Origin of the sequence: Kitasatospora sp. NPDC093102, assembly GCF_040683915.1 — a bacterium.
GTDB lineage: Bacteria > Actinomycetota > Actinomycetes > Streptomycetales > Streptomycetaceae > Kitasatospora.
On sequence record NZ_JBFBFA010000027.1, the window covers coordinates 22028 to 40697 of the forward strand.

The window sequence follows — 18670 nt, forward strand, 5'->3', positions numbered from 1 at the left end:
CGTGTTCTTCTCCTCCGCCGCGTGCAGTCCTCAGTGGCTATCTAGAAGTTCACTGAAAATCTTTCAGGTTCTGGCCCCACCACGCGAGTGGTGGGGCCAGACTCGTTTCGTGGCGATGGGGGAATGGGCCGGGGAACTGGTCGGGCCGGATGTGTGGGAGACCTGCCGGGAGCTGATCCCGGCGGGGAGTGTATTCGCGTTCCTGGCCGAGCACCGGGAGGTGCTGTTCCCGGGCTCGATGTTCGCGGACATGTATCCGTCGAGGAACGGGCGGCCGAGCATGCCGCCGCAGGTCCTGGCGGCAACGGTGGTGCTGCAAAGCCTGCACGGGCTGTCGGACTTCGACACGGTCCAGGAACTGCGCTGCGACCTGCGGTGGAAGGCCGCCTGCGGCCTGGGCCTCAACGACACCGCGTTCGATCCGTCGCTGCTGGCCTACTTCCGACGCCGACTGCAGCGCTCCACTGACCCGAACCGGCTGTTCACCAAGGTCAAGGAGGTCGTCGCGGCCACCGGCGTCCTCAAAGGCAAGCACCGACGGGCCCTGGACTCCACCGTGCTCGACGACGCGGTCGCCACCCAGGACACCGTCACCCAGCTCGTCGCCGCGATCCGCCGGGTCATCCGGGACGTGCCCGACGCCGAGCAGACCGCCGCCACCTGGTGCACCGCGCACGACTACACCGACCCCGGCAAGCCCCGCATCGCCTGGAACGACGAGCACGCCCGCGCCGAGCTCGTGGACGCGCTGGTCACCGACGCACTCAACCTGCTCGGCCGCCTGCCCGAACGCCAGCTCGACGAGAAAGCCGCCGACGCCCTCGGCCTGCTGGCCCTGGTCGCCGGACAAGACGTCGAGATCGCCGACGGATCCGACGGCCGCGACGGCCGGTGGCGGATCGCCCGCGGCACCGCACACGACCGCATCGTGTCCACCGTCGATGCCGAGGCGAGGCACATCCACAAGAACCGAACCCGCCACCAGGACGGCTTCCGCGCCCACGCCGCCACCGAGCCCGAGACCGGCCTGCTCACCGAGGTCGAACTCACCTCCGGCAGCGGCGCGGACAACCACGAGGCTGCTGTCGCCCAGACCCTGCTCGCCGACGAGACCGAGGACCTGACCATCCTCGGCGACACCGCCTACGGCACCGGCGACCTGCTCGAAGCCCTCGAAACCGACGGCCACACCCTGGTCATCAAACCACCACCGCTGCGGCCCGCCGTCCCGGGCGGCTTCACCACCGACGACTTCCGCGTCGACACCGCCGCAGGCACCGTCACCTGCCCGGCCGGCCACACCAAAGCCCTCGGCCGTCCCCTCGCGAACGGCAACCGCCAGGCCCAGTTCAAGACCTTCTGCCGCACCTGCCCACTACGCGAACGCTGCACCCGCTCCAAGACCGGCCGCACTTTCAACGTCCACCCCCAGTACGACCGCCTCAAAGCGGCCCGCCACAGCGCCACCGACCCCGACTGGCAGACCGAGTACCGCCGTTGGCGGCCACCAGTCGAACGAGCCATCGCCTGGCTCACCGCCCGGGGCAACCGCCGCGTCCCCTACCGAGGCGTCCTGAAAAACAACACCTGGCTCCACAACCGTGCCGCCGCCCTCAACCTCCGCCGACTGATCAACCTCGGACTCACCCGCACAGGCCACACCTGGACCATCACCCCCGCAACCACATAGCAATGGAGGGGCTGTCCCCAACCGGGACAGCCCCTCCATCAGCAAGATCTTCAGCAAACTTCTAGGCTCCGACGACTTCCTCAGCGATCTGCCCCCAGCTGGGCCGTGGTTCGCCCACCGGATTCACGAGAGTCAGCAGGCGGCCGTCGAGGAACAGGTCGAGCCTGCTCCGTGGTTCAGCGGCCAAGCGACGGCGGTGGGCGCGGAGGTCCACGGGGACGTGCTCGCCGAGAACGCCGACCAGGACTTCGTGGCGCGCCGGGCCGACGGCGTCAGCCCGGATCCAGGTGCCGCGGACGGGCACGCCGTGCAGGTCGCCCAGCGGGGTCTCCTCACGGCCGAAGGCCCGGTCCATCGCCGCCTCGACCAGAGGCCGGGCCCGGTCGATCGCGTTCGTGGCACCGCCGCTGCTCGCCTCGTCCGTGCCATCGGGATCCTCGTCCAGCACGTGGAAAACGGGGTCGTCCTCCGGGTCCTCCCGCATCACCCGCCGAGGGTCGGGCCGGGGAACAGAGAAGCGCCAGGGCTGCGGGTTGCCTGGCTTCTCGATCCATCCAGTCTTCAGCCCTGCCGTGGCCGGGGAGTCCTCGGGCAGGAATATGTCGACGTAGACGCCGCCCGTGCCGAGCCAGACCCAGCTCATGAAGTAGGGGTGGTTGCCGTGGTCGACCGACCAGGTCGCGAGCTTCTGCAGTCGCTGCTTCTGGTCCGCGGTCCCCTTGACGGCCGGGAGCATCTGTTTGGCGTCGCGGCGCCGGCCTCGGGCCTCTCCGGCGAGCAGGCCGCCGGGGAGGTCGTAGAGCAGGTCCGGGCGCACTCCCGTGGTGGCATAGGTGCCCACGAGCTTGTCGGGCAGGACGTCGAAGCTGCTGAGCCCGTCCACACCGGACTTCCAGTCGAACAGGGTCTCGCTGGCGGCCGTCATGACCCCGAGCCCGGTGCACTCGCTGACGAAACGGCGGATGTGGCCGGAGCTCGAATCCAGCGCGGCGCACTTGACCCCGAGCGGCCCCGGCCCCGCGTCCCCGGCCAGGTAGCTGAGGAGGAGGTTGATCTCGTGGTCGCGCACACTGTGGTCCACCGTCCTGCGCAGGTCGCAGGCCAGGGCGTTGATGCTGACCAGTTCGGCCAGCGACACCGGGAGGGGCCCTTGGCCCACCTCGACCGCCTGGACCGCTTCCGCGCCGGCGGACCCCTTCTCGACCGTGAAGCGCCAGACCCTGGCGTGCACCGTACTCATGGCCGAAGCCTACGGCTGCCCTACGACAGCCCGGCCCGCCCGCCCGGCTCTGCCGGCGAGGGCTCAGCAGTCCGGACCGCGCCTGTGGAGGGTCAACAACGGTGCGTGGCAGCACCGCTGGGACCAGACTCACGGGGTCGGCCCACATTCCGGCCTGCGGGCCCGGTGAACTTCGAGTTCCCGGGGCGGAGTCGGACTTCGCTCCCGGCCCGGTCGGATGTCGATTCCCCGGCACGCGGGGGAATTCACCGCGCGGGTGGTGCGGGCGCAACGTCGGAATTCACGGAACGGGTGTTACTGCTGCCGGGTCCGCCGCTATTGCGGCCAGGTGGGGACAGGTGGGGACAGGTGGGCCTTCGGCCAGCTGGTCCCCAACAGCGGGCCTGCCGGGTCCGCCGGGAGCACGCTGGTCCCCAGCCGGTCCCCAGCAAGATCGTTTAGGGATGTTCGCGGGTGGCTCGCTTCACTGACGAGGCGTCACACGAAAGGCCGCCGACCTGGGATTTCTCCCGGCCAACGGCCTTTCCGACTCACGTCGGGACGACAGGATTTGAACCTGCGACCCCTTGATCCCCAGTCAAGGAGTTCAAGTAGTGTCGACAGCCGAGACCTCATGGTCTCGGCTTCTCTCTGTTGCTCAACTGCACTTGAATCAAGGAATGTTGGGACGATCCGAAGAAATCCCTCCCGAAAAAAGCGCCGATCTTGGCCGGCGCACCGTCAGAGTCAAGTTCGTGTATGGACGCCCGCTTTCGCCCGTGGGTGCTCATTGGCGCTCACCAGTTGCGGTCCCAAGCTGGTCCCCAAGTGGTCCCCAGGGCTCTGGACCCCGCTCCAGTCACAACGAGTGACAGCAATCTGGCGGTTCTTCAGCAGACGACATCAACAGCGCACAGCAGCCCCTGCGCGTGGCCGGTGGCTGCCCGGGCCTCTGCGCGCGGATCAGGGTCGACTACCCACCAGCTACGGATTGTGACCTCCCGGACGGTGTGTCGTCTTGAGCGTGTCTTCGCCGATCGGCTCTGATGTGCCTCACGGACTGTCCCACACGCTCTCCCACCACGTTCAAGAAGGAGAAGCTCATGGGACAGCGTGCACTGCGGGGTGGGTCTACCGGCGGTGTGGGTGCCGAGACGTGGGCGGCAGGCAGTTGAGGCCGTGGCGTGTGCGGCTGCTGGAGGAGTCGGAGCATGGGAGGTCGACGTACTACATCGACCTGGCGCCCGAGGACGGCGAAGCGCCGCACCTGGCGCCGTAGTGTTTCGCCACCGAGGCCGATGCCGCGCGGGAGTTGGAGGCGGTGCTGGACGGCGAGCTGAACGGGACGTACGAGGAGCGCAGTACTACCGTGGCCGGCTATCTGCGGGAGTGGCTGGCGACGAGGAAAAGAGGAGCTCACTGCGAACACCTACGCCGGATACGAGGCATACGCAGCAAGGGACTTGATCCACGTGTTCGGACGCCGCCTGCTGGACCTGCCGCCGAAGCAGATCGACGACTGGGTGACCGCGCAGCGGAGGGCTGGCTGGGTCCGGGTCGCGATCTACCGGATCGCCTCAACGCTGCGCAACGCGCTGAACGCCGCGGTCCGGCCGTGGCGACTGCGGTAAACCCGGCCAGGCACTGCGTGCCACCCAAGCCCCACGCCGAAGAGCGCACCTGTTGGACCCCGGAGGAGGCCGCAGCCTTCCTACGGTATATCGCGAAACACTACGCCGACCGGTTGGCCGACCTGTTCGGGGCCGTGCTCGGCACCGGCACGCGCCGCGGTGAGATCCTCGCCCTTCACTGGTCCGACGTCCATCTCATGGACCGCAAGCTCTTCGTCCGTTGGCCCCTGTCGGCCGTGAACAACAACGCCCTCCACTTCAATCAGCCGAAGACCAAGGCCAGCCGCGCCTGGATCAGCCTCTCCCCCAGCGCCATGGCCGCCCTTCACCGCCAAAGTCGCGCGCTGCCGCTGCCCAGCCCGGACTCCGTGGGCAGATCAAGGTCGACTACCCATCAGCCTGTGGCGTTTCTTGTCCAGCCGGTTCTAACGTGCCCCGCGCTCCACCAAATCGCCCGGCAGGACGGCTGGCCTTGGATCCGGGATCCCCGAGCTCAAAAGCGAGAGGCCCATGGGACAGCGTGCGCAGCGCGGCAGGGTCTCGTGCAACCCCAGAGTTCTGAACCCGCCTCAGTCGCAGCAAGCGACGGTACATGATGACCCTTCAGCGGAGCCCGCTCCCCGCGCGGACAAGGACCGATCGCCGTCCTACCCTCCGCACCGTGCGGCCCGAATGGTGAGGCCGAACCGGGCAGCGGCGGCGATCCTGGGCGGCCCGGGGCACCTCGGGTGACTTGAAAGACTTTTCGGACTATCAACCATTATTGCGGCATCTGACAACATCACAGTAACAGTCGGGAAGTATTATTGGCTAATTATCAAACTTCTGCCTTGACTGCCTAGATTATCAATGTTCACAAGGTGGCAAGATGCTCCTGTGCCGTGCTTCAATGCCACACGAAGCGGAGCCATGGAGATTCCGATGATCGCAGCAATGGTAACGGCCTGCGCCAGCATCCTGATTGCCGTCATGGCATACTGGCTGAACCATCAAGGAGAGACTCGCAGGTCTCTGAGGAAAGCTCGAATCGAATGGGTGAGCAGTCAATTAAAAGACCTCTACGGACCACTTCTCGTTCTCACGGAAACGAACGAGAAGGCGTGGAGCGAGTACCGCAGACGCTACATTCTATCCAGTGGTGAAGGCCCGGCTGAGATTCGGCTGCCGGAGCTGGAGGAGGCACGGTGGCGCACGTGGGTGGAAGCGGTTTTCGCCCCGACGGCCCAGAAGATGCGAGAGATCATCACCGCCCGGGGTGACCTAATCATTGGGGGAGAAATGCCGCCCGTGGTCCTGGAATTTTGCGCGCACGCAGCGACCTACGACGCCCTTCTGGCGGACTGGGACGGAGCCGTCCCGAGCAAATCCACCCTGATTCGCCACCCGGGAAACAGATTCCTGTCCTACGTCCGTGAGTCGTACGGATTACTCAAGGCGGAACAGGCACTCCTGCTCAAGGCGGCGCGTGAGGCCGGCCGGACCCATTCGATCAATCAGCACGTTGAGCAAAACGGAAGGAGATCGCCATCAAGGTATTTCTGAGCTGGTCCGGAGAGCGCTCTAAGAAGACTGCTGAAGCCCTGTGGTCCTGGCTGCCGGACGTCCTCCAATACATCAACCCCTGGCTCTCCAGCCTGGACATTTCCGCGGGGAGAAGAGGGGTTCGAGAGATCACCGATGAGCTTTCAGAAACAAATTTCGGAATCATCTGCACAACCCCGGAGAATCAAGCCTCTACTTGGATCAACTTTGAAGCCGGGGCCCTTTCCAAGCAGGTCGATGGCGGATACGTCGTCCCGTTCCTGATCGGCATGAAAGCTACCAATCTCATCAGCCCTCTCAGCCAGTTCCAGGCCGTCATCGGGGACAGCGAGGATGACGTACAGAAGCTTCTTTTCGACATTAATGACGCCTCGGATGGCCTGGCAATCCCGCGCGAAAGATTGGAACGCGCCTTCTGGAGAAGCTGGCCAGAGTTTGAGAATAAGATGAGGAACATCAGTGCACTTTCACTGAGGGATAATCTCTCGAACACGGTGGAGCGATCCGAGGCCGATATGACGGAAGAGATCCTCCTCATTGCCCGACAGCTCGATCAACGCATGGCGGAAATCGAGAGATATGCGCTACGGGCGGAAGGGACACCGAGGAGGCCGCCTCGGGAAATTCGCCGAATCAGCGAAGAGAAGTTCATTTCATCCTCATTCGCAAAGATCGGTTGGGAGGCCGTCCGCTCCTCCTGGGAGGGCGAGAGCGTAGTCATTGTCGCGCAGAGTTCATGTGGTTCCTCGCAGTCGATTTCGCGCGATTTTATCGAGCGGGTCGCCAAGTCCCTGGGCCGGGAGGTAGTCGTACTGGGAGAGGCGGGGAACGTGATTGTTCGCAGCAACCTCCCCTAAAATATCCATATCGTGTTCTAGCGCTCGAATTTCACCTCGATCGGCATCGGCATCTTCTCCCCCTTCCTCAAACGCCGAAGACGCAATTCGCCAGCCCTCTCCGGCTCAACCCAGGCGTTCCAGGCCTTAATATAGATCGCCACCTGGTCCCGCATGTCCATCCTGCGCTTGGAACCCCGCTTCTGCATGTCCCTCGGCACCTCTCGCAGAGCAAGCCGCGCATCGCCAGGATCCAGACTCGCACCAGACTTGAGACCCGAGATCCACTCGTCGATATCCGCGGCAGGCGCCACCTCGGTGGTCACGAAAAAACCTACCGCGACTGCCGTCTGACTCGCGAACAGGTGCCTGGAAAGCTCACGACCGATGCTCACCGCCTCCCCATACCTGTCTTTATCCTCGTTGAATGCGGCCAGGATCCGGTCGTTCGACACATAGGCCCGGGCGCCGCTCCAGGGATCGTTTGGCATCGCCTTGAAGAGACTCACGTGACGGATGGTGGAGGAAAGCAGGGGCCGGTACTTCGCACCGGTTGACAACAGCGCATCCGCAGCACTCCGACTCTTTCCGACGTCGAGAACCGGGAAAACGTCTCTTGACAGCCCGTCAACAACGAACATCTCCACGGGAGTGTTGGCCTCGATAATCGCATGGAGGCGATGCTGACCGTCGATAAGTGCGCCATCTTTGTCGAAGGCGATTCCCTGATGAGTCAACTTCCATTCGCCGCGGAGAATGGCCCCTGCCAGGACTCTCACCCGCCCCATATCCAGGCGTCGATTGACCGAAGCCCGGGACAGGAAAGTTTCGGCAATTTCGGGGGTTACCTTGACGATCCGCGAGACGGGGTTTTCCTCCGGCTCCTCCGACCCTTCAGTAGCGATAGTCATCCTCTGACCCTAATGTCACCGATGCCTGAGTTCTCCGCCTTTGATCACAAGTGATCAATTTTGATCAATAAAGCGCTATCCGAACGCCTCCGATGCCCTAATTCAGCAAGACAAAGGCCTACTTGGCGGGGTGGGGAGTCGCCCCTGGATCGGGTTCTGGCGCGGCTCCGACGATGCGGGCCGGACGGCGCCTCTAGTACCTCCGGTCACGGTGCGAAATGCTAGTCCGACAGCCCATCAGCTACTCCGCCGCAAAAAACCCGGCAGTGGCGCCCGTAATGGCGCCAATTGCCCTGTGGAACTCCGGCGGGTAGGCCGGACGCGGCCTCGGCCCGATGCACTCCTCCCCGAAGGGCCCAGTGTCCCAAAGCGGCAGATTGTCCACCAATCCGGGGCAACTTGAGGATTTGCCAACAGTATGACTGCAGCCCTATGGCCAGAAGGATTGAGCTGTTGATGCCCAACAGCTGGCTGGGTGCGGAGAGCCCCGGGAACCGCGGAAACCTGCGGCTCCGGCCGTGTCTAATGCCAAGCGGCCGGATGCCCATCGTTGCTACTGGATGGAGGCCCAGCGCCCCTTCCATTTCTCCAGAACCAGCCAGAACTCTCGAGGCCATGACATCGTCAGTGGGTCGAAGGCGTAGTTCTCTGCCGAGGCAGCTCTCCAGAGTGTGAGGGCATGTTCTGCCTCATCTGCAAGGAGGGCAGCGACAGCCAACAGGGCTCGTGCAACGCCATAGTCCCTACGCTCTACAGCGCCCGCAAAGCTGGGCCATAGTTCCCACACCAGGTGTTCATGGAGTTGCCGTAGGTGATCGCCGGCCCTGAGCTCAACGCCATCGCGCATGTTCTGATTCACCTCCTCCTCCTGGCGGTCGAGTTCACCAAGCTGGTCGCTATCCCAGCCGTGCTTTTCGACGAGACTTCTCCACAACGCCCAGGCGCGCTCTGCCTCAGTGCGTGCGTACTCGTCGAGCTCTTCCCGAGTCAGCCGCGGGAACTGCTGGGCACCGAGTTCCTCGGAGTCGGGAGCCTCCGTGAACGAACCAGGCCCATCGCCGTACCGAATCCGCGTGAGAACCTCCAACAGGCGGAGTGAGGATTCGACGTTCTCGTCACGGATCACACTGCACATGTCGGCAACATCCTGGGCAACCCCCTCCCAGCTGTCCTCCGCGATGTGGTTGTCGAGCTGATCGGCCAACGAGTCCGCCGAGCCACGGTGGCGCAGGTCGTCCAGAAGCTCCTCGATTTCGGCGTCAAGCCGCCTCAGGACCGCCTCGGGGGTCTCCCGTTCGTACTTTGCCGCGGCTTCCCGCTGTGCACGTTCGACAGCGTCCCGGCGCTGCTTACGGGCCACTTGGGTAGAAGGGAGGCGGGTCTGCAAGGCCCGCATCTCCTCAGCCTTCGGTGGGTCGATCTTGTCGAGCAGCCCGATGGCGTGCATACGGTGCCCGGCCTGAACGATCGGGTCCGATGCAAGAAGACAGAGCAGGCTCACGGCATCCTTCGGGGCGCGCTGCGCCACGGCCTCGACGAGCCCGAGCCGAGCAGCGCTCGATGCGCCTTGGTGCGCGACAAGCCGTTCCACGGCCTCAGGTACGTACCCAGCGGGCTGCTTGTGCTCCGCGAGAGCCAGGCCTACCCGCATGCGGGTTGTCAGCGGGGCGGCCTCGTCCTCAGCGAAGAGGTTCGCCGTCCACAGTGCCCACCCGTCACGTACGGCGTCCGCCAGCCAATCCCAGCTGTTCCGGGGAAGCAGGTAGCAGGCTTCCTGGTAGCCCAGATCATTCGCGCGGTGCACCAAGTCGTCGGCCGCCCGGTGGCGCAGTCCTGCCGGAAGGTCCTTGGCGCCTGCAACGTAGCAGAGACCGGCCGTGTACTCGGAAGCGGAATAGCTCGGTCGGTCAATGCTTACCTTGGACAGACGAAGGATCCGCTGGACGTTCTCATGCCACGGACCGGGTGCCTGGACGATGAAGGACGCCGCCGCGAGCGCTGCGCCGCCGCGTAGCTCACACGCTTGCAGACTGGAAGTCCGCCAGTGGTCGTCGAGCGAGTCATCGGCCAACCGAACGAGGCAGGTCAGGGTGGCATCGTCCGCCTTCCTGTCGCATGCTGGCATGTCGCAGCCGGGCAGGAATTCGGGCCTCTCCACGTTCCCCATGTCATCCCCCTTGATTGACAGTCATGCGCATACTAGCCATGGCCTGTTCGGTGCTGCTGCCGTCTCATTTCCCTACCGGCGCGCGGCTTGAGAACAGCCCTTCCAACGACGCGGTCCCTGTCCTGAGCCATGCGTGGGCAGGCGATCGCCGAGCTCAGGTACGGAGGCCTCGCAGCACGAACGCGACTTCGTCCCGCCATCCGAGGAGTTCGCTAACGGTCGGAGGCAGGGCGGACTGATGGTAATGACATGCCCCGCTGAGGTTGCGCCAGACCGCCGCGAGTCGGCCGGCCAGCCGGGCATCGAGGTGGTGGGCGAGCCAGACGACTTTGGTCTCCGTCCGACAACGGGCGAGGGCCGGCCGGCGGGCATAGATGTACGAGTCGAACCCTGCTTCCAGCGCGCGGCGGAGCAGGAACACCGCCGCGCGCGGGTGCGCGGCCCCGGAGGGTCCGGAGTCGAGAAGCGAGGTGGCGGCGGTGATGCGGGTCGCTGAGGTCAGTACCTCGGGTGCAGCAGTCACAGGGAGCGCAGTCCTTCCGCGGTGGTGGCCACTCGGTTGATGAATGTGACGGCGTCGGCCGTGTCCGGGACGGCGGTGTGGGCGCCCCTGTTGCACAGTCCGACGATGTCGCTCGCATCGGAACCGAGCCGGCGGCCGATCTCCCGGTACACGTCGGCCTTGCTCCGGCTCTCGCCGAACAGGGCCAGGGCGGCCAGGTCGGTCAGCTCACGAGCCTTGCCGATGCGCTCCTCGACGGCGAGATGGCCGACGCCGGTACCGAGGAGGGTCCGGCGAGCCGATTCCTGGAGGGCAGCCTCCAGAGCGAGGCGGCACTGGCCGGGCAGGACCTCGTTGAGGACCGCGGCGGTGACCTTGTTGTCCCTGGCGACCGCACGAGCGGCGGCCAGTTCACGCTTGACCGGATCGTCGACGGAGCGGACGGTCACCTTCGAACGCCGGAACCGGCCGATCTCGAGGATCGTGGCCTTGATCCGGTGGAAACGCAGGGCGTCCGGCAGCCGGGTGTCATGGGAGAAAACCACGACCTGGTGGGTCCGGGCGATCTCTTCCAGCAGCCGGGCAAGGCCCTCGACCTTCCGAGGGTCCATGGACTGCACCGGATCGTCGATGACGATGAAGCCGAACGGGCTCTGCGGGGCCATGGCCCGGGGCAGGAACAGGGCCAGCGCGAGGGAGAACAGTTCGCCTTGGCTCACGACACCCAGCGCGGAGGCGTCGACGTCGTCCACGGTGACGTTCAGTGCCACGCCCCGGCCGCTGTACGTCTCGGAGCCCTTGAGCGTGACGTCACCGAGGGCGACGTTGCTCTCCTGGCTGAGGTACTGCCAGATGCTCTGCGCAGTTTCGGCGATGGAGCGCATACGGGCTTCGCGCAGGTCGGCCTGCACCTCCTTGAGCCATGCCCTCGCCTTCTTGACCTGGGCCAGCAGCGGCTTGGCGGCGGCTGCCGCATCGGCCAGCGCGAGCCACGATGCGAGCTGCGGGACGACGCCGCGCCACTGCTCGTCCTGCTCCGCCAGCCGATGCTTCTCCTCCTGGCGGACATGCCGGCAGGCGTCGGCGAGTGCCGCCGCCTGCTTCTCGGCGCGAGCCGCGAGCTCGTGCGGGTCGCGAATGCCGCGGCAGGCGACCCATTCATCCCAGAGGACGTGCAGGTGATCGGGCAGGTCGGTCGCGCGGTTATGGATCAGTGCCCGCAGGTCGTCCGTGGAGTCCCGCACGGCCTGCTGCGCGCACCGGGCCTCGGCGGCCTCCTCACGGAGCAGGTCGGCCTGGGCGGCTGCCGCGGCGGCCCACGCATCGTCCAGGCGGTCCGCACTACGGCAGACCGGGCAGGTGTGGTCCGCCGGGTGCTGGGAGCGCAGCCGCAGGGCCCGGTCGAGGAGGTCGGCGCGGGCGAGCGCGGTGCCGGCGTCACTGTGCCGGACGTCCTCGGCCGCTGCGACGGCCTCCCGCAGTCGGGCGACGGCTTCGGTCACCGCGTCGGTGTCCGGGCCGCTGAGCGCGGCCAGCCGGTGCAGCCGGGCCAGCTCCGTCGTGTCAGCGAGCGGCGCCCCCGCGATCAGGGCGCGGATGCGCTCACGGTCCGGGACGCGCTGCCTGAGCGCCGTCACCGCATCGTGGACGCGCTCGTCCGGAACGTCCGCGAGGGCCGCCACCAGGGGCGGCAGCGCGGTCTTGGCCTGCTTCTCGCTCAGCGTCAGCTGCTGTTCGCGTGCGGCGAGCCGATCGGCGGCTTCGCTGAGCGTCCCGAGGCCCAGAAGCGTGGCGAGCCGGTCGTACATCCGGCTGGGCTTGGCGCTCATCATCTGGCCGAGCTCACTGTAGGAGAGGATCGGCCGGAACGACCGCAGGTCCTCCGCCCAGCCGAGAGCTGCGAGCGGCAGCGGGGCCGGCCCGAGTCCGAGGACCGCCGACTCGGACTCGGAGAACGACGTGGTGTCGGCCCAGGTACGGGTGATCGTGAGCGGTCGGACCCGGCCGGACGCGAGGAGTTCCAGCTCGAGACGGTGCGGTCCGGAGTGGTGCAGGTTACGCCAGCCGTCCTGCTGCGCGGTCTGCACGTTCTTGCCGTCCTCGTCCTCCCAACGGCGGTTGCGCCCGGTGAGGGCGACCTCGATTCCCTCGGCGAAGCTGGACTTGCCGCTGCCGTTCCTCCCCTGTATCACCGTCAGGCCCGGGCCCGGCGGGATGTGGAGCGTGGCAGCTTCCCCGATGCCGCGGAAGCCTTCGACGGTGATCGACTTCAGGTAGGCGCCACGGACGGCGGCGGCTTCGGAGCCTTCAACACCGTCCAGAGCTTCGCGAACCAGTGCGTCGACCTCCTCGGACAGCGGAGCGGACTCCAGCCGCTGGACGACGGCCGCGATCGGCGATGCCGGCAGTGCGGGTGCGGTGGGTGCGGGGCTGGTGCTGGTCGTCATAGCGCGCTCCTGGAGAAGAGGAGGTGGGGACGATGACACGGCTGCCGTGGCGACGACGGCAGCACGAGCTGTGCAAGCAGATCTAGATAAGCAGATCTCTGAAAGCATTGTCAATCGAATGCATGCCTTGACGGGTGGTGTAGAGTGTTTACCGTCCACTTCCGAGAGGGGCGGGGCTCCATGCCGCAAAAGTCAGTGACGCCGCCGTCCGCACAGGTGACGGCCGCAGAGATCTCCCGTATCGTCGGGGTCACCCGCGCCACCGTCAGCAACTGGCGGCGGCGCCATGCCGACTTCCCCGCGCCCAGTGGCGGCACCGAGAGCAGCCCGCTCTACGACCTGGGCGCCGTACAGCAGTGGCTCCGAAGCCGGGGACACACCTCTGCCGCGTCACCCGAGGAGGATCTGCGGACGACGCTGCGGCTTCTCGGGGCGGGCGTAGACGCCGCCCGCTTCTTCCCACTGTTGGCAGGTGCGGCGCGGCTTCCGGAGCAGGAATCGGGCCAGCTTCTTGAACTGCCCGACGACCGGCTCGCCACAGCTGCCAACAATTTCCTGGCCGCCCGGACGACATCCGAGACCCGGTCCGTGAAGTACGAGACCGAAGACGCCGGTGTGATCCGCGCGCTCCTGGCGTGTGTACGCGGTCCGGGTGCGCAGGCCGCGCTGGACGTCCTCGCCGAACGCGACCTCGACGAGAGCGCGGCCAGCGGTACCTACCGCACTCCCCGGGGCCTTGCCGACCTCATGGCAGGACTGCTGCCCGACACCGTGACCCGCGTGCTCGACCCCGCCTGCGGCAGCGGCACGCTCCTCGCCGCCGCCCGCAGGCGCGGCGCACGTGAGCTGTACGGACAGGACATCCGTGCGCTTCAAGCGCAGCGGGCCTCAGTGGCCCTTCAACTTGACGAGCCCGCCTCGGCTGCGGGGGCGGAGGAGGTCGTGATCGCCGCCGGTGACAGCCTGCGGGCCGACGCCTTTCCGGGCCTGACGGTCGATGCCGTGCTGTGCAACCCGCCCTTCGGCGACCGCGACTGGGGCCACGACGAACTCGCCTACGACCCCAGATGGGCCTACGGCGTGCCCTCACGCTTCGAGTCGGAGCTGGCGTGGGTCCAGCACGCACTGGCACATGTCGAGCCCGGTGGGTACGTCGTCATGTTGCTGCCGCCCGCCCTCGCCTTCCGCACCTCCGCCCGCCGCATCCGAGCCGAACTCGTCCGCAGCAGGGCCGTGCGCGCCGTCGTCTCCCTGCCCGCCCGCGTCGCCTACCCGCTGCACATCGCCCTGCACATCTGGATACTGCAGCGGCCCGACCCCGGCGCCGCCGAGCGCACCTCCGTACTCTTCATCGATGGAGACGGCGAGGGCAGTGTCGGCACTGTCACAAGGAGCGGCTCACCGGGGAGTGCCGCCTTCGACTGGGCCGGCCTCGCGGAGCGCGTGCTGACACCATGGAAGGCGTATCGAGACCAGCCCGACGGTTTTACCGACGAGTCGGGGCTGGCCCGCGCCGTCCCGGTGGTCGACCTTCTCGACGATGTCGTGGACCTCACCCCGGGCCGGCAGGTCCGCACGGCCGCGGCCGATGTCGACCCGGCGGCGCTCGTTGGCAGGATCACCGCGCTGCATGGCCAACTGGGATCGCAACTGGACGAACTGGCCACGCTCAGCGGAGCGGCGAAATGGGAGACGGCCAGTACGTCGATGCGTGAATGGCGTACCGCAACTGTCGCCGACCTCACCCGCGGAGGCGCCCTCGCGGTTGTCCGGTCGGCGGCGCTTGGCAGCGGACGCGACTCCAAGAGCGGAGGCGTCGTCACTGAGGAAACCGGGTACCAGCCGGTGCTGACGGCACATGATGTCTTGGCCGGCAGCGCGCCCTCGGGCGCGACCGGGGATGCCCATCCGGACATCAGCCAAACGGTCGCGGAGGGAGACGTATTGCTGCGCGCAGTCTCCAGCCCAAGCTCTACGGGACTGATGACCCGGGTCGCGGACGAGAGCGATGCCGGCGCGCTCCTCGGCTCCGCCCTGCACCTCCTCCGTCCGGACCCGGCCCGCCTCGACCCGTGGTTCCTCGCTGGATTCCTCGGCGCAGCCGACAACATCACCGCCGCCTCGACCGGCACCACCATGGTCCAGGTCAACCCGGCGCGGTTGCGCGTCCCCCTCATGCCGCTGGCGGAGCAACGCCACTACGGCGACGCCTTCCGCCGCGCCTACCAGCTGCGCGTCGCCGCCCATCGCACCGCGGCGTTGGCCGCGGAGGCCGCGAACGCGGTGACCGCGGGACTCACCGTAGGCGCGCTCCTGCCGCCGATGTCCGGCGACCAGCACCAATCCGGCTGAACTGCCTCGGCCGGCACGACACATCGACCAGACTGCATACGTTCCGCTGAGAGTGGCGGACGACCCGAGAGAAGACCGGGGAAACCCTTTGAACAGCAGCAAGCATACGGAGCTGGCGAACCACGCCTGGTCCGTCGCCGACCTCCTGCGCGGTGACTACAAGCAGTCCGACTACGGAAAGGTGATCCTGCCCTTCACCGTCCTGCGGCGGCTGGAATGCGTACTCGCGCCGACCCGTGAGAAGGTCGCGGAGCGGGCCGCCGAGCTCGCTGGCCAGGAGCTGGACGAGGACCGCTTCCTGCGCAAGGCCTCCGGCCACTCCTTCTACAACAGGAGCTCCCTCACCCTGCGGAAGATCGCCGGCGACCCGCAGAACGCCGCGAAAAACCTGCAGCTCTACGTGGGTTCGTTCTCCGACAACGCCCGCGAGGTCCTGGAGAAGTACGAGTTCAACCAGCAGATCCGCAAGCTAGACGACGCCAAGCTGCTCTACCAGGTCATCGGCCGGTTCACCGACCTCGACCTGCGCCCCGAGGTCGTGTCCAATCACAACATGGGCTACATCTTCGAGGAGCTCATCCGGCGCTTCGCGGAGCAGTCGAACGAAACCGCAGGTGAGCACTTCACCCCGCGCGAGGTCATCAAGCTGATGGTCAACCTGTTGGTGGGGCCGGACGCGGACGCGCTGAGCCTCCCTGGAACGGTGCGTACCATCCTGGACCCAGCCTGCGGCACCGGCGGCATGCTCAGCGCGGCCGAGGACCACATCACTGCTCTCAACCCGGGCGCCGAGGTGAAGGCTTACGGTCAGGAACTCAACCCCGAGTCCTGGGCCATCTGCCGGTCCGACCTGATGATCAAGGGCCAGGACCCGGACAACATCGCCTTCGGCAACTCCTTCAGCGACGATGGCCACAGGCGCGAGAAGTTCGACTACCTCCTTGCCAACCCTCCGTTCGGCGTGGAGTGGAAGAAGGTCAAGGAAGACGTCGAGCACGAGTACGAGACCCTCGGCGACTCTGGACGCTTCGGCGCCGGTCTGCCGCGGATCAACGACGGTTCACTGCTCTTCCTGCAGCACATGCTCTCGAAGATGAAGCCGGTCGACGTCAACGGAGGTGGCGGCTCCCGGGTCGCCATCGTCTTCAACGGCTCCCCGCTCTTCTCGGGCGCGGCGGAGTCCGGCGAGTCCAACATCCGCCGATGGATCCTGGAGAACGACTGGCTGGAGGCGATTGTTGCCCTGCCCGACCAGCTCTTCTACAACACCGGCATCTCTACGTACTTCTGGATCCTCACCAACCGGAAGTCCGCCGACCACAAGGGCAAGGTCGTGCTGCTGGACGCGCGGGACTACTGGGTGAAGATGCGGAAGTCGCTCGGCGACAAGCGCAAGGAGCTGAACGAGCAGCAAATCCGCGAGATCACCCGATTGTACGGGGAAGCCTTGCAGGTTGCAGGCGATCCGGAGCACCCGCTCCACGGCAAGGTCAAGGTCTTCGAGAACGAGGACTTCGGCTATCAGCGCATCACGGTCGAACGGCCGTTGAAGCTGAGGTTCGACGTCACGGAAGAGACCCTGGCGGCGCTGGCCGAGACCAAGCCTGTCCAGAAGTTGAAGCATGCGGAGGAGTTCGTCACCGCGGTACGGACGCTGGACGGTAAGAGCTGGCCGACCAAGTCAGAGGCGTTCGTCGCGCTCAAGGACGCGGTCGTCGCGGCGGGCCTGGCCTGGCCGACTGGTGCACCGTTCGCGAAGGCCATGCGGGACACCATCGGTGTCCGAGACGTGAACGGCGAGGTCCAGCTACAAAAGAACGCGCCGGAGCCGGATCCTGACCTGCGCGACTTCGAGAACGTGCCGTTGGGCGAGGACGTCGATGGCTACCTCAAGCGCGAGGTCCTGCCGCATGTGCCGGACGCGTGGATTGACCACAGCAAGACAAAGATCGGCTACGAGATCCCGTTCACCCGGCAATTCTACGTCTACCAGCCGCCCAGGCCGCTGGCGGAAATCGACGCGGAACTGAAGTCGCTGGAGGCAGAGATTCAGGTGCTTCTTGGGGAGGTGACGGAGTGACGACTGGAGTTCTCTCTAACATTACTGCCCCCAATGGATGGATGTGGCAGTCGCTGTGGGCTGTGGCACCACGAGTGAAAGAGACTGGCCGCCCGGACTTGCCGCCGCTTTCCGTATATCTGGAAGCCGGCGTTGTGCCGCGCGATTCGCGGCCGGATAATCACAACCGGCTCGGAGAGGACCTGTCGCGTTACCTGGTCGTCCGTCCAGGCGATATTGTCTTCAATAAGCTGCGAACCTGGCAGGGCGGACTTGGCGTATCGCGAAACCAAGGGATCGTGAGCCCAGCGTATTTCGTATGTCGCGCCGATTCGGCAACGGAGCCCCGATTCCTCCACTACCTTCTCCGCTCAAAGCCCTATCTCGCCGAGCTGGCCCGGATCTCCAAGTGGATGCCTCCGTCCCAGTTCGACACGCCCTGGGACAATCTTCGACTGCTCCCCGTCCTGCTGCCTCCGCTCGAAGAACAGCGCCGAATCGCCGGCTTTCTCGACGCCGAGACCGCGCGCATCGAGGCTTTGGTGAGCGCCGAGCAGAGGGTTCTCGACCGCCTGGCCGAGCGCCGACAATCGGGCGTGGTCGCAGCCGTATCAGGTATTGAGGAAGCTGATCGTCGCGCATCCATACTTCCATGGCTCGAATCGATTCCTGCGAGTTGGCAAGAGGTCCGCGTCGGCCTCTTGGCCCGCATGGGAAGTGGCCATACGCCCAGTCGATCACGACCTGATTGGTGGGTTGACTGCGATATTCCATGGATCACTACTGGCGAGGTCAAGCAGGTCCGCGATGACCGTATTGAGGAGCTCTACGAAACGCGCGAAAAAATCAGCAAGCTGGGATTGGAAAATTCCTCTGCTGAAATCCATCCAGCTGGTACCGTATTCCTGTGCCGGACAGCTTCGGCGGGATATTCTGGCATCATGGGCTTGGATATGGCTACAAGTCAGGACTTTGTAACGTGGACTTGCGGCCCAGGCCTCAACTCGCATTACCTGTTGTGGTGCTTGCGGGCGATGCGACCAGACCTGCTGGGGCGCCTTGCTATGGGGTCCACACATAAAACCATCTATGTGCCAGACCTTCAGATGCTGCGTATCCCGCTGCCGCCGCTTGAGAGCCAGATCGGGATCGTTAAGGCGATTCACGATCAGAATTCTCGGATTGATGCCCTTGTCGACAAGGTTCGACGCCAGGTAAGCCTGCTTGCCGAGCGCCGCCAGGCGCTCATCACCGCCGCCGTCACCGGCCAGTTCGACGTGTCCACCGCATCCGGTCGAGGAGTTACGGAGTAAC

General features: G+C 65.9%; 12 protein-coding genes. 7 read left to right on the forward strand and 5 right to left on the reverse strand.

All coding sequences use genetic code 11. The features are described from left to right. The first annotated feature begins 115 nt into the window (after positions 1-115). Entirely contained in the window at positions 116-1690 is a 1575-nt protein-coding gene (locus AB0O11_RS26990) for an IS1182 family transposase (protein ID WP_363392046.1), read from the forward strand. Positions 1691-1751: 61 nt separating this feature from the next. Here the strand turns inward: AB0O11_RS26990 and AB0O11_RS26995 are convergent, their stop codons facing one another. Continuing rightward, positions 1752-2930, reverse strand: a complete 1179-nt coding sequence (locus AB0O11_RS26995; RefSeq protein ID WP_363391963.1) for a hypothetical protein — start codon at positions 2928-2930, stop codon at positions 1752-1754. A 1451-nt stretch (positions 2931-4381) separates the two neighbouring features. Here AB0O11_RS26995 and AB0O11_RS27000 point away from each other — a divergent pair. From AB0O11_RS27000 to AB0O11_RS27010, 3 genes are all read left to right on the forward strand, one after another. Further along, positions 4382-4540 (forward strand): hypothetical protein, encoded by a 159-nt coding sequence (locus AB0O11_RS27000; protein WP_363391965.1) that lies wholly within the window; start codon positions 4382-4384, stop codon positions 4538-4540. A 921-nt stretch (positions 4541-5461) separates the two neighbouring features. Continuing rightward, entirely contained in the window at positions 5462-6082 is a 621-nt protein-coding gene (locus AB0O11_RS27005) for a hypothetical protein (protein ID WP_363391966.1), read from the forward strand. A 50-nt stretch (positions 6083-6132) separates the two neighbouring features. After that, positions 6133-6939: a hypothetical protein gene (locus tag AB0O11_RS27010; RefSeq protein WP_363392048.1), complete on the forward strand. Its 807-nt coding sequence runs from the start codon at positions 6133-6135 to the stop codon at positions 6937-6939. A 17-nt stretch (positions 6940-6956) separates the two neighbouring features. Here the strand turns inward: AB0O11_RS27010 and AB0O11_RS27015 are convergent, their stop codons facing one another. The 4 genes from AB0O11_RS27015 to AB0O11_RS27030 all read right to left on the reverse strand — a co-directional run bounded on the left by AB0O11_RS27015 (position 6957) and on the right by AB0O11_RS27030 (position 12945). Further along, positions 6957-7829, reverse strand: coding sequence for a hypothetical protein (locus tag AB0O11_RS27015; RefSeq protein WP_363391968.1), 873 nt, complete (start codon positions 7827-7829; stop codon positions 6957-6959). Positions 7830-8382: 553 nt separating this feature from the next. After that, the gene (locus tag AB0O11_RS27020) at positions 8383-9996 is read right to left on the reverse strand and encodes a hypothetical protein (protein WP_363391970.1); all 1614 of its coding nucleotides are present in this window, start codon (positions 9994-9996) and stop codon (positions 8383-8385) included. Positions 9997-10150: 154 nt separating this feature from the next. Further along, entirely contained in the window at positions 10151-10519 is a 369-nt protein-coding gene (locus AB0O11_RS27025) for a hypothetical protein (RefSeq protein WP_363391972.1), read from the reverse strand. Beyond that, on the reverse strand, positions 10516-12945 hold the full coding sequence (locus tag AB0O11_RS27030) for an AAA family ATPase (protein WP_363391974.1): 2430 nt from the start codon (positions 12943-12945) through the stop codon (positions 10516-10518). Before AB0O11_RS27030 ends, AB0O11_RS27025 begins: the two co-directional genes overlap by 4 nt. A gap of 180 nt (positions 12946-13125) precedes the next feature. Between AB0O11_RS27030 and AB0O11_RS27035 the strand changes: the two genes are divergently transcribed. The 3 genes from AB0O11_RS27035 to AB0O11_RS27045 all read left to right on the forward strand — a co-directional run bounded on the left by AB0O11_RS27035 (position 13126) and on the right by AB0O11_RS27045 (position 18669). Further along, on the forward strand, positions 13126-15297 hold the full coding sequence (locus tag AB0O11_RS27035) for an N-6 DNA methylase (protein ID WP_363391976.1): 2172 nt from the start codon (positions 13126-13128) through the stop codon (positions 15295-15297). 88 nt (positions 15298-15385) lie between these two features. Further along, positions 15386-17377, forward strand: coding sequence for a class I SAM-dependent DNA methyltransferase (locus tag AB0O11_RS27040; RefSeq protein ID WP_363391978.1), 1992 nt, complete (start codon positions 15386-15388; stop codon positions 17375-17377). Then, the gene (locus AB0O11_RS27045) at positions 17374-18669 is read left to right on the forward strand and encodes a restriction endonuclease subunit S (protein ID WP_363391980.1); all 1296 of its coding nucleotides are present in this window, start codon (positions 17374-17376) and stop codon (positions 18667-18669) included. Before AB0O11_RS27040 ends, AB0O11_RS27045 begins: the two co-directional genes overlap by 4 nt. The last annotated feature ends 1 nt before the right edge of the window (position 18670 follow it).

What these genes read in the sequence shown, in the direction of transcription:
- AB0O11_RS27030 (WP_363391974.1), bottom strand. Translation starts at nt 12,945, where the DNA reads ATGACGACCAGCACCAGCCCCGCACCCACCGCACCCGCACTGCCGGCA.
- AB0O11_RS27015 (WP_363391968.1), bottom strand. Translation starts at nt 7,829, where the DNA reads ATGACTATCGCTACTGAAGGGTCGGAGGAGCCGGAGGAAAACCCCGTC.
- AB0O11_RS27005 (WP_363391966.1), top strand. Translation starts at nt 5,462, where the DNA reads ATGATCGCAGCAATGGTAACGGCCTGCGCCAGCATCCTGATTGCCGTC.
- AB0O11_RS26990 (WP_363392046.1), top strand. Translation starts at nt 116, where the DNA reads ATGGGGGAATGGGCCGGGGAACTGGTCGGGCCGGATGTGTGGGAGACC.
- AB0O11_RS26995 (WP_363391963.1), bottom strand. Translation starts at nt 2,930, where the DNA reads ATGAGTACGGTGCACGCCAGGGTCTGGCGCTTCACGGTCGAGAAGGGG.
- AB0O11_RS27035 (WP_363391976.1), top strand. Translation starts at nt 13,126, where the DNA reads ATGCCGCAAAAGTCAGTGACGCCGCCGTCCGCACAGGTGACGGCCGCA.
- AB0O11_RS27020 (WP_363391970.1), bottom strand. Translation starts at nt 9,996, where the DNA reads ATGGGGAACGTGGAGAGGCCCGAATTCCTGCCCGGCTGCGACATGCCA.